General features: G+C 39.7%; 10 protein-coding genes and 1 pseudogene. 3 read left to right on the forward strand and 8 right to left on the reverse strand.

Annotated elements, in window-relative coordinates; genetic code table 11:
* The first annotated feature begins 41 nt into the window (after window positions 1-41).
* On the forward strand, window positions 42-314 hold the full coding sequence (locus tag F6K40_RS34485) for a hypothetical protein (protein ID WP_293142930.1): 273 nt from the start codon (window positions 42-44) through the stop codon (window positions 312-314).
* Window positions 315-1,287: 973 nt separating this feature from the next.
* Here the strand turns inward: F6K40_RS34485 and F6K40_RS34490 are convergent.
* From F6K40_RS34490 to F6K40_RS41180, 5 genes and pseudogenes are all read right to left on the reverse strand, one after another.
* Complete coding sequence (locus F6K40_RS34490) at window positions 1,288-2,745, reverse strand: FG-GAP repeat domain-containing protein (protein ID WP_293142933.1); 1,458 nt, start codon at window positions 2,743-2,745, stop codon at window positions 1,288-1,290.
* A 269-nt stretch (window positions 2,746-3,014) separates the two neighbouring features.
* Window positions 3,015-3,209 carry a zinc ribbon domain-containing protein gene (locus tag F6K40_RS34495; RefSeq protein WP_293142942.1) on the reverse strand — a complete coding sequence of 65 codons (195 nt, stop codon included), beginning with the start codon at window positions 3,207-3,209 and terminating at the stop codon, window positions 3,015-3,017.
* Window positions 3,190-3,303, reverse strand: a complete 114-nt coding sequence (locus F6K40_RS34500) for a hypothetical protein (RefSeq protein WP_293142936.1) — start codon at window positions 3,301-3,303, stop codon at window positions 3,190-3,192. Before F6K40_RS34500 ends, F6K40_RS34495 begins: the two co-directional genes overlap by 20 nt.
* Complete coding sequence (locus F6K40_RS34505) at window positions 3,287-3,703, reverse strand: RNA-guided endonuclease InsQ/TnpB family protein (protein WP_293142939.1); 417 nt, start codon at window positions 3,701-3,703, stop codon at window positions 3,287-3,289. The genes F6K40_RS34500 and F6K40_RS34505 overlap by 17 nt, the downstream gene beginning before the upstream one ends.
* A 537-nt stretch (window positions 3,704-4,240) precedes the next feature.
* Window positions 4,241-4,318: pseudogene (locus F6K40_RS41180) on the reverse strand (helix-turn-helix domain-containing protein); the annotation flags it as partial.
* Window positions 4,319-4,952: 634 nt separating this feature from the next.
* Here F6K40_RS41180 and F6K40_RS34510 point away from each other — a divergent pair.
* Complete coding sequence (locus F6K40_RS34510) at window positions 4,953-5,642, forward strand: diacylglycerol/polyprenol kinase family protein (RefSeq protein WP_293142945.1); 690 nt, start codon at window positions 4,953-4,955, stop codon at window positions 5,640-5,642.
* A 1,044-nt stretch (window positions 5,643-6,686) separates the two neighbouring features.
* Here F6K40_RS34510 and F6K40_RS34515 read toward each other — a convergent pair.
* The 3 genes from F6K40_RS34515 to F6K40_RS41505 all read right to left on the reverse strand — a co-directional run bounded on the left by F6K40_RS34515 (window position 6,687) and on the right by F6K40_RS41505 (window position 9,096).
* Window positions 6,687-6,863 (reverse strand): hypothetical protein, encoded by a 177-nt coding sequence (locus tag F6K40_RS34515; RefSeq protein ID WP_293142950.1) that lies wholly within the window; start codon window positions 6,861-6,863, stop codon window positions 6,687-6,689.
* A 1,765-nt stretch (window positions 6,864-8,628) separates the two neighbouring features.
* On the reverse strand, window positions 8,629-8,838 hold the full coding sequence (locus F6K40_RS41500; protein ID WP_375340620.1) for a hypothetical protein: 210 nt from the start codon (window positions 8,836-8,838) through the stop codon (window positions 8,629-8,631).
* A 36-nt stretch (window positions 8,839-8,874) separates the two neighbouring features.
* Window positions 8,875-9,096 carry a hypothetical protein gene (locus tag F6K40_RS41505; protein ID WP_375340621.1) on the reverse strand — a complete coding sequence of 74 codons (222 nt, stop codon included), beginning with the start codon at window positions 9,094-9,096 and terminating at the stop codon, window positions 8,875-8,877.
* A 988-nt stretch (window positions 9,097-10,084) separates the two neighbouring features.
* On the opposite strand from F6K40_RS41505, the gene F6K40_RS34525 reads away from it, so the two are divergent.
* Window positions 10,085-12,133 (forward strand): ATP-binding protein (locus F6K40_RS34525; RefSeq protein ID WP_293142947.1); only part of this gene is annotated, 2,049 nt, incomplete at its 3' end.

Here is a 12,133-nt window from a genome sequence, read left to right on the forward strand (position 1 = left end):
GTGAGCTACTTCGTAATTTTAAATATAAAGTAGAGTAGGAAGTGTGGGAAGTGTGGAGAGTGTGGGAAGTGTGGGAAGTGTGGGGAGGGTGGGGAGTGTGGGGAGTGTGGGGAGTGTGGGGAGTGTGGGAAGTCTGGGAAGTGTGGGGAGTGTGGGAAGTGTGGGAAGTCTGGGAAGTGTGGGAAGTCTGGGAAGTCTGGGAAGTCTGGGAAGTCTGGGAAGTGTGGGAAGTGTGGGAAGTCTGGGAAGTGTGGGGAGTGTGGGAAGTCTGGGAAGTCTGGGGAGGGTGGGACTCAAGAAATACAGGGTTGTAAATATTCTTTGAGGATAATGAATTAGCCGTGGGAGAGTAGGGGAGTGGGGGAGTGGGGGAGTAGTAAACATTCGACCTCTCGGTTGAAGTTTGAAACCTCACATTTGGTCTTTGAAACCTCAGTGGTGAATTTTTCCGGTTCAAGAAGAGAATGATGTAATAATATCATGTCCGGATAATTAGTGATAAAAAACCTTTTCCCTTCTAACCTTTTCTTTCCTTCTGCCTCCAGCATACAGCACTTTTCAGATTGATGAACCACATATTCACATTTCAAACCTAGTAGGGACGTTCCATGGAACGTCCCTACTGTGGTTTACTGAAATGAAAACCGCTGTAAGTGCCTTCTGCCTTACCTCCTCCAAAGTGTAAGTATTCAACCGGACATGATATAACATTAGTTGCTTTTCTTTTATAGTTTCAATAGCATAAGCACGTCGCGGAGTATCGCTAAATTCAACTTCAAAACGATTGGTTCATAAATTTCTACGATTTTTCCGACTTGCCCGATATAATCCTAATTAGGGCTTGCTGAAAAAGTCTTATGGGCAAGGGTAGGAGTCAGGAGACTCGAAACTTGAGACAGGAGAAATAGGAATTACAGAGGATGTAGTCGGATTTGAAAGTCCCTTAATTTTGCTGCTATTGTCTGCTCAAAATCCTCACATTTTCAGCTTTTTTTGGCAAAACGCTTGCACTTTTTCCCAAACGCACAGGGGAAAGCTTTTATATATCAATGCTTTTAGATTTAATCAGTAAGCCCTAATTAGGATAAGTTTTCTAATAAAGCAACTACATCTAAGAGTTTCACTTGATTATCTCCTATTCCCTCCTGATATCAAATCCACTTAGTTCGGTAGAAAAAAAATGTTCCATCTTCAACCATTACCAAATCTTTTTATAATCTCCCCACACTTCCCACCCTTCCCACACTCTTTTTACACCAATGCTAGCGGATTTTATATGACTCGTCCCTAATTTCTTCCTCTTCCTCTTCCCTCCTGACTCCTGACTCCTGAATCCTCGTTTTTGGTGGTGTTCATCAAGACAGATACCGTATCAGACTCTAAGTTCGTTACCGCAATATCTAGCTTGCCATCACCATTAAAATCTTCTACTACAACCGCTACAGGTGCATCCCCTACATTATTATAGTTAATCGCTGTATCAAAATTACCATCACCTTTTCCTAATAACACTGAAACATTATCAGGAGCAAAATTCGCCGTCACAATATCCAGTTGGCGATCGCCATTCAAATCTCCAACTGCGATATTTTTGGGACCGTCTATCTGCAAGACATTATTGCGAATACCAAAACGCCCATCTCCCGTACCAAAAATTACCGAAACGTTGTCCGAAACTTCCGTAACTACCACAATATCCTGGTTGCCGTCTCCATTAAAATCCTCCGCTGTCACACCAACAGGAGACATTCCTCCCGCAGCAAAATTAGCCAACCAGCTAAAGTTACCAGTTCCATCCCCCAAGAGCATAGATATATCCTGGGTCTCAAAATTAGTTGTTAAAATATCCTTGTTGCCGTCTCCGTTAAAATCCTCCACTGCAACAAACACAGGAACCCTCCCTTGTACCTTATAATTAGCGATATTAAAACTGCCGTCCCCATTTCCCAACAATACTGAGACACTATTCGAGAACGTATTCGGGGTAACAATATCCAGTTTCCCGTCTCGATTAACATCCGCTACTACTATACCAAACGGACGTTCACCTACAGGAAACTCGTTATGACTGCTAAATCCACCTCTAGCATCTCCCAACAAAACTGCCACCGTATGGTTTTCTGGGTTAGTTGTGGCGATATCTGGGTTGCCGTCCTGGTTAAAGTCTCCTACTGCAACGTAAATAGGTTTACCTCCTACTTTAAATTCAGTTGTAGTTAAAAGACCTCCTTTGCTATAAGTAAACAACACTGATACCGTCTTAGATTCATAGTTTGCTACCACAATATCCTTAAATCCGTTACTGTCAAAATCTCCTGTCGCTATACCAGTTGGTTTACTACCTGTGGGGAAGTTGTAAGTTTTAAAAGTAGGCAGCATTGAATTTGCCTCCACTACAACTGCTCCATTGAAAATCTCTACCCGATCATCTCCAGTGAGCGATCGCTCAATTTCCTCCCCGCTCACTAACGCTGCCAAATATTCGCCCTCATCTTCTGGAGTATCTGTTAGATTTAACTTCGCGTTGAGATCGTGTGCTAATTCTTCTGTGGGAACTTTGACTAGATTTAGAAATTGCTTTGTTTTACTCGCAACGATAGAGAGGTTTTCACTCCCAATAACAGAAATTTTTGCCACCGTCCCCAGTGGTTCTACTCCCACCTGCTCCAGAAAAGTTATAGATGCAGTATTGATTTGCTGTAGTCCGAAAGCAGACATTATCATTATATTGAGCAATTCAATCATAAGTTTTATCCCGTAGATTTAGACTTTAGGCATTAGTTAGGGATTAGTATAGCCATCAGAAATGATTTGTCAAAAAAAACTGTAGGGGTTTGGTCTCCAAACCCAAACATGAATGGAATGAAAAGACCAAACCTGCTTTATAAAACCGATATAAAACGTCTCTCTTGGTGCGCATTCCGCAAGCGAGCTGTCGTCGTCGCGGGGTCGCACTGCATAATGTGACATTTTAATGTTTACTTCCTGCTTCCACTGAGGCCGTCGGCGGTTACTCATCCACAGGCATTCACGGGTCTTGCCCGACCGCATTTCTTAAATTTATACTGGCGTTTAAATCTCAATAAGATTGATAACCCACAATCTGGGCACTCATAAGTCCTTACATTTAAGGGGATATCTTGGACATGACCGCAGTTTGAGCAAGTTTTTGATGATGGAAAAAATCTATCAACTACCCAGAGCTGCAGAACCGTACCATTCGCACTTGTATTTAAGCTGTCTTCTAAACTCATAAAATCCTTGATCGGTTATTGATTTTGCTAGCTTAGGATTGGCTAACATTCCCCTCACATTCAAATCTTCTATGACAATAGTGCCGTGGTTCAAGGCTTAAGTATGTTGTCAGTTTATGAAGTGCGTCTTGACGGATGTTTGCTACTTTTCTCAGCAATAAAGCTATCTTCTGTTGTGCCTTTTTCCAGTTAGCAGAGCCTACCTCTTTATGACGATTTAGGTATTGGAGTCGAGATAACTTGGCTTCAAATTTATGATATGGCCTCACACTCTCAAATACTTTCCCATCACTTAATGTAGCTAAAGTTTTCACACCTAGATCTACACCTACTACATCAGTTTTTTTAGCCGTGGTTATGCCATTAAATTCATAGCTACAACTGAGATACCATGAACCCGCTTGTCTACTAATGGTGATTTTTTTAGTTGTTGTCTCACTCTTGTTCATAAGTTTTGACAATACCAATAAATGGTAATTTGTGGCTCCATCCGTTTAGTTCTATTGGTTTTCCACAATTATCTATTGTGAATGAATCATGTTTACCTTTCTTTTTAAACCTTGGGTGTTTACCTAGACCTTTGACATACTCCCGACGTTGCCCTTACGGGACCTATAGGGATTCTGAGCGTCTGGGAAACCCTGACCGCGGAGCATGACAGAGGTGATGTCCTCCCCCTGTGTTGACATTGATAATAACAAAATGCTCCTAAAAGTGTCAAGGGCATATGAACGTTTAGCTTATGAAGGTATCCGAATCCGGGCCCAGGCTTTCATCCCGACGCTCCCCCTCCCCCCTTTCCAAGGGGGGTTAGGGGGGATGGAGAGCGCGGGACTTCCCGCCAGGAAAGTTAAATGCTTCACCTAAGTTAGGACAAGCATATTGATAGACCCGCTTAGGACAAGTTTTTCATTCAAGGATGCATAGGTTTTGTGTGACTGGTAAAAACTTCTCTCAACTTACGAGCATTGGGTTTATAGCCATTTTTACCCATCGGCATTCCACAAGCTTAAACCCCAATTATAGCACCATCTACTGTAGCCTGCGTGTTGAGCCATCAGGGTTTTCTGCTTGTTCCACGAGTTTGAGCTTGGTTAATCATGGATTTCATTTACTCGTGAACACAGTCTGTCTAATAGTAAGGTTTACAACGTATTATATCGTTATTCTTTGATTAAGTCAATGCTCTACGATAAAATGTTATATCATGTCCGATTAAATGAATAGTTATCATTAAAGCTTGTAGTGGGACTTGAGCAATAAGATACATATTTGGTAGTTCTGTAGATGTAGTGATTTAAGCTGGAGGGGATAGGGAATAGAAAAACCTCTAAATTCTAGATATCAAAAGAATACTCTGAGATTCCTACTTGACTTTTTGTTCAAATATCGTTACTGGTACACCACTACCCATATTTTATGTGCTAAAGCCCAACTACAAACAAAAATTTTTTTACAACCTAACCTATTTAGAATTGCTATATAGTACCTGGTAATTGGTATAATTAATTATCAAAATAATTGGGTCTAAAACCCCGCCTGGATCGGCGAAATATTTTTGGAGCGTTGTTTTAATCCCCTACTTCCCCTCCTGCTCCCCTCCGAGGAGGGGTTGGGGGTGGGTTGGGTTAGAGGTGGGTTGACTTCTGACTTCTGACTTCTGACTTCTGACTTCATTAACAGTCCTTCTAACTTCCTATAGTGTCCATAATCAGCACATTTCCCAATATTTGGCTCCAAATTTCCCTAGTCGGAGCATGGTTAGGAATTATTTTAATCCTTGCCGAAACACTGAACCGTTTTGCCAAAGTAGACCCAGAGATGTCGCGAAAGGTCGTTCATATTGGCACAGGTAATGTCATTCTATTAGCTTGGTGGTTAGAAATTCCTGCCTGGATAGGTATTACTGCGGGAATTCTCTCAGCAGCGATCGCTCTTATTTCCTACCAACTTCCCATTCTTCCCAGTGTCAATAGTGTGGGACGCAAAAGTTTAGGAACATTTTTCTACGCAGTTAGTATTGGTATTCTCATCGGTTGGTTTTGGTCTATCCAACAACCTCAATATGCTGCCCTTGGTATTTTAATTATGGCTTGGGGTGATGGGTTAGCAGCTATTATCGGTCAAAATTTTGGTAAACATCCCTATCAAGTTTGGGGAATGAAGAAAAGTTGGGAAGGTTCCCTAGCGATGTGTTTGGTTAGTTATACTGTTTGTAGTTTAATTTTGTTGGGAGTGCAAGGCAATATTTGGCAAACCTGGGTAGTTGCTATTCCAGTGGCATTTGCTGCTACTGGTTTAGAGACTTTATCAAAAGTTGGTCTGGATAATTTGACTGTACCATTGGGTAGTGCCACCCTTTGCTTTGTTCTCAATCAATTTTTTTGAGGAGTAGGGAGTAGGGCGATTCAATAATTAATAATTAACAATTAATAATTTGTAAAAGGAATATTAAATCGAGGCTTAGGGTGGGGAGGGTAAGGCGGCAATAATAGGTGAATCGTAGCCAAAATTTAAGTTTCCGCACCCCACCCACCGAACATTAAGCACTCTGGCCGTCTTAATCTTTGGTTGTGCATTCAGTCTCTTACCTGCTTCATAAAACCGACATAAAACGTCTTATGGCGACATTTTAATGTTTACTTCCTGCTGTACGGACGTTGCTTGAGCATTAATGCGTTTTCCGTTCCGGAATGCTCCTATTCCATGTCGCGTAGCGTTAGCGGAGCGAAAGCGTCAGCAAAACGTCCCTACGAGGCCGTCGGCGATTACTCATGCACAGGCATTCACGACCCTTGCGACCGCATTTCTCGCTCTTTAATACTGGCGTTTAAATCTTGGCGAAGATTGACAACCCACATTCAGGTTTGATTTTTAAGAAGAGGATTGGTTAAAAGGAATTTTTTTGTTCTCAAGATGATGAATCTCAGACTAGGAAATGTTTTTCATGCCTGTTCCCTGTTCCTTGTTCCTCTTTCTCTAAAACTATAATTCATCCCACAAAACAAATATGCAATGCCGAAATTTTGCGAGAGCGAATAATCAGGGAAATCAACCCAGTTTCTTGTTTGGGTGCGTATTTATTAGTTTGTCAAAACTTGTAAGTTGACAAATCAGCAATTTTACTTGGCTTTTTTAACTTTATTGTATTAGACTTGTCGCTTTATAACTTAAAAAATCCTCAAAACCCTTGATATGTAAGGATTATAGTTATTAATATTCTAAAGTACCTGGAATTATTACTCTGCCTGAGTTTGAGCGATTTTTTCCCTCTATTTAGCGACAAGTCTATTATACCATGTCCGGATAAGAGCGTGATAAAAACACTTCTTTCTGCTGGTACATTCTTTTCTCCAGTCTCGAGTCTCGAGACTCGAGTCTTGAGACTCCTCCCTAATTATTTATAACTATTCAACCGGACATAATATTAGTTTAATCTACCCAAGTAGGTCCATGATAAGGATCTCCTTCAAAAGGATTGACACCAATCATTGGATACATATCATCACTAGGACTAAAAATGCGACGAATAGCTTCTGAGATATAAATAACAGCCTCTTCCATAGATTTGAAAATATTCATAAACTTTACCTCTTTTTTGTCGAGCAAACTTTTTTTCTTTACGCCTTCACTCTAGCTTATTCTTGCCTAACGTTATTATACTTGTAACATTTATTTTAAGTTTGTATGATTTCGTAATTATTTTACAGAGGGATCGAGGAAAAATGTGAATATTTTAGGTTATTTATTGACAATAATTTACTTTAAGGCTGTATTTTTGCTGAAGTTATCCTAGTTTTAGCATGGGTTAAAACTCACATAATTACTCATTTTACCTTTGAATTGTAGTATAGTACATTTACTCAATAAAATCATGTTTGGATAATCAGTTATAAACAAAATATTTTTGTAGGTAGTTGCCATGAAATGTCTCTGCTCTCGGTTCTATTACCAAAAAATTAGGTTTAAAACTTCCCCTTAAAAAGTAGGGCTGTTTCATTCTTGGCTAAGGTAGAGGGGGAGCAGGGGAGCAGGGAGTAGGGGAGCAGGGGAGCAGGGGAGCAAGGGAGCAAGGAGTAGGGAGCAGGAGAGTAGGGAGTAGGGGAGAATTTTCCTAGCTTTACCCCTTGATTTTCCCCAATATTTCTCAATTATTCTTAAAGGTTAATTAACGAATTATTGTGGCTTTGAGGGAATTGAACCAGATATTTAGACAGAGTTTAATGACACTTATAGGCTGAAAAATCGGCTTTTAAGCTGGCTAATTTCTCTATAATCTAATCCTAAACATCTCTCGTTCTCCTTAAATTGTTAACTCACGATACTTTGAAACAGCCCTGCCCTTAAAAAGGGGATGAAAAAGCGGTCGTTAACGCAGTTTCCCGAAGGGTGGGATGGATGGGTTATATAGCAGGGAACAGGGAACAGGGAACAGTTGGAAAAGTGTTTCCTAGTATAAGATTCATCATCAGTCTATGTCCTAATCTTTGCTTCGACTGCTATATTATGTCCGGATCAGAGCGTGATAGAACGACCTTCCGCTTACGCGACCAAAAAACCTTTTCCCGTAAGTACCTTTTCTTTCCTTCTGCCTCCAGCATAAGTGCCTTACCTCTTCCAAAATGTAAGTATTCAACCCGACATGATATTACCTAACCAGATCCAATCGACCAAGAGAGCGGTCTTTTTCGGCTGCCAGAGCTGACATGAAAAGCGAAGCTTGACCTAGGATGGGATGCTGCGCAAGCTAAGGCAAAACTTTCCGTTTGTCATGCTCCGCAAACGTTAACGCTGCGGACATGAAAAGCGGAGCGGCTCTTTCATTAATGGATATAGCAATTCCCAAAAAGCGTGAGGTACAAAATTCTTTGGTTTTAGGGAACACTTAACTCTTAACTGGGAATAGGGAGTAAGGAATAAGGAGTAGTAATTCTCATTCCGTAGGAATAGATAAAGAAGAAAAACAACTGTACCTCCGAGAGCTTGGGAAACGCCATAATGGATAATGGATAATTACCTCTCCCTAAAAGGGAGAGGTAAGACCAAAATGAAAAAATTTATTTTTTTCCCCCATAAAGGGGAGGCTTCAAAGGTGAATTATCTAATTCAGGACTTACGCAAGGGCGCTATATATAGCGTCTACTAATTTAGGCGTTGGCGGAGCCTAGCGGCAGCTATATCGCTTGAAAATTTATAGCGATCGCCTCAATATTTCTGCCATTCTTAAAGCAAGAGAAAAAAATACCTATCAAATAAAAATAGCCCTGAATTTTATTATAGGCTTTTTCAGTTCTTGGAGCAGATAAGTCGAAACATTTGCCCAGAAGAGTTTAACTGTCTTGAGTGCGTCTTACATTCTGAGGAGACCTCAGAATTACGCATTCGCTTTTTTATCTCTTGGAAACCATTTAATTTTAATTATTTTACCTGATATTTTTTCGGATTCATTCCAACTTAATTCTCCTATATTTTGATATTTTTCTACACCACCAGTATCATCTACTAAGCGATTTATTTTTAAGGGAAAGTAATATATTTTTCCTAAATTGTCTATCAATGCCATTAATCTTTGTGTGGCATACATGCCTATCCATTAATACAGTCTTAAATGGTAGTTTTTTTATGACCTACCACAGAAAAAATCATTTCTTCTACATGATCTCCCCATGCTTTTTTTATTAGTATCCGGGTCATAAATTCGATAATCTATCAGCCAAAACTCTTCGGTTTCTGGATTAAAATATATACAATTTACTATCCCTATACCACGAATTACACTATGATTATTACCACTATACTGTCGGCGGACTAACTCAATTTTATTACTATGTTCAATACTCAAGAACTGTATTATCAAATATTAAATAACATAAGTGTGTTAGTTACAATTTCATCTTTAACATTTCCCCATAAATCTTGGTCATCAAAATTTTCGGTTTTCAGATAACGATTTATCGTGTCATGGCTAACGTTTTCTAGGTGATTTGCTAAATTTGTCATGGTATAATTCGTATGAGAATTGAGTAAATACTGACAATAATCAATATAGTTAAAATTAATGTAGTTAGCTCAAATCAACAACAGTATTATTCTATAATAATTAGAGTATTTTGGCCAAGTTTATTGACAATTAGCAACATCTACATAGAGGGAAAATAAACTATATTAGCGTGTCTTTCGCCCCTCACAAATTTTGTTTAGGAGATCTCTAAGGGGAACTTAGTCAGGAATACCAATGCAGAAAGAACCTGAAGGCTTAACACTATATATAGTGCCTTTGCGTAAGTCCTGTAATTATCTAATTATTTAATTGTTTAATTATTAATTATTTCGGTAAGAGCGGGTTTCCTCGCCATATCCAATCTCCCCTCGAAAAATATTTGGTTCATTATTTCAATCCCAATGGTTCACGCTTGAGGTACTGATAAGTGATAACTGATATGACCTATTACCTATTATTTGTAATTATTTAACCAAATATACACCACTTTGCAGAACTAATCAGTACAGTAACAACTCATTGATTTTCCTATGGTTTTAATTGCGATCGCAATCCGGAAATTGATAGCCCCAATAACAGTGACTTGGCTACCTCAATAGTAAGATTTGAAACCATAGGTATCTTCTCCTTTCTAGTTCCAGGCCATTAACCTCATCACATTGCGATCGCGACAAGCAATGATACAATACCGATGCTACCCAACTTGATATGATTGTTGACAAAAAACAAAAGATGCGGTATTATTAAGTAAAAAAATATTTTTTTCCTTGGGGGAAAAATCAACTAACCCTTGAATTCTATTCCTAAAAATATTCCTAAAAATAAAATGATGTTCAATTTAACTGGTTATCAAGAAAACAAGCAAATCTACTATGGCTCCCGTACCCTTGTCTATAGAGCTATCAGAGCCATAGATAGGCAACCAGTAGTCATTAAAGTCCTACGCAACCCCAACCCCAAGTTCAAGGAGTTAGTTAGCTTCCGCAATCAATACATCATAACTCGCCATCTGGAACATCCAGCAATTTTGCAACCACTAACCTTGGAACGCTACGGCAATAGTTACGCCTTGGTGATGTCAGACTCGGGAGCGATCGCCCTGTCTGATTATTGGCAACAGACTGACTACTCGTTGACTGCATTCTTGACTATCGCTATTCAACTAGCAGAAGCTCTCCACTATCTAATTCAACAGCGCATCATCCATAAAGACATTAAACCCAGTAATATTCTTATTCACCCGGAAACTAAGCAAGTTCAATTAATAGACTTTAGCATTTCTACTTTACTACCTAAAGAACAACAACAACTGATCAGTCCCAATGTTCTCGAAGGAACTCTAGCCTACATATCCCCAGAGCAGACAGGACGAATGAACCGAGGAATTGACTATCGCAGTGACTTCTATTCTCTGGGTGTAACATTCTTTGAACTCCTAACAGGAAAATTACCCTTTGAGACAAAAGATCCGATGGAATTAGTCTATTGTCATATTACCCAAATGCCGACTGCATTAGGAAATAGCCAAGAAATTCCGCAAGTATTGTCAGATATTGTACTGAAATTAATGGCGAAAAATGCTGAAGACCGTTATCAGAGTGCTTTGGGTCTCAAGTATGACTTGGAACGATGCTTGGAACAACTGAAAACCCAAGGAGAGATGAGCCAATTTGAGCTAGGTTCAAGGGATGTATGCGATCGCTTCATAATTCCAGAAAAACTCTACGGACGGGAAACAGAAGTCAAAAGACTCTTGGATGGATTCGCCAGAGTCGCTGCAGGTGCAACAGAAATGATGCTAGTAGCTGGGTTTTCGGGAATTGGAAAAACTGCAGTAGTCAATGAAGTGCATAAACCTATAGTCAAGCAAAGAGGGTATTTCATTAAAGGCAAGTTCGACCAATTTAATCGCAATATTCCCTTCTCTGCATTTGTCATCGCCTTCCGAGACTTGATGGGACAATTGTTAGGAGAGTCCGATGAGGAACTAGCAGTATGGAAAGGGAAAATACTGGATGCGGTGGGAGAAAATGGGCAAGTAATTATAGATGTAGTACCGGAGTTGGAAAGAATAATAGGTACTCAACCAGCAGTGACAGAGCTATCAGGAAGTGCAGCGCAAAATCGTTTTAATTTATTGTTTGGTAAATTCGTGCGAGTGTTTACCACAAAAGAGCATCCTTTAGTAATTTTCCTCGATGACCTACAATGGGCCGACTCAGCATCGTTAAACTTATTGAAGTTGTTGATTTGGCAGTCGAAAGTGGGTTATTTATTGATGTTGGGAGCATATCGGGATAACGAGGTGTTTCCAGCTCATCCATTAATGTTGACATTAGATGAAATTAATCAACAAGGTGCAAATATTGAGACTATAACTTTAGAACCTTTGAGAGAGACAGATATTACTCGTTTACTAGCTGAGACCTTACTGTGTTCAACACAACTAGCAGCACCCTTATCCGAGTTAGTGTATCAGAGAACCAAAGGGAATCCGTTTTTTACAACCCAATTCTTGAAAGGGTTATATGAAGAGGGGTGTATTAAATTTAAGACAGAAGCAGGTTACTGGCAGTGCGATATGTCAGAGGTGCGACAGTTAGCACTAACAGATGATGTAGTGGAGTTTATGGTAGGGAGGTTGCAGAAACTACCAGAAGCTAATCAGAATGTACTGAAACTAGCCGCTTGTATTGGAAATCAATTTGACTTAGCCATATTAGCAGTGGTATGTGAGCAGACTCAAGATGAAGCAGCAGCAAATTTATGGCAAGGATTGCAAGAAGGGTTTGTAATTCCCAACACTGATAGCTATAAATTTTTCCAAGGAGAGGAAAACGAAGAGAAAAGTCAAGAAAATATACCAGTTAATTATCGT

Origin of the sequence: Okeania sp. SIO3I5, assembly GCF_010672085.1 — a bacterium.
Classification (GTDB): Bacteria; Cyanobacteriota; Cyanobacteriia; order Cyanobacteriales; family Microcoleaceae; genus Trichodesmium.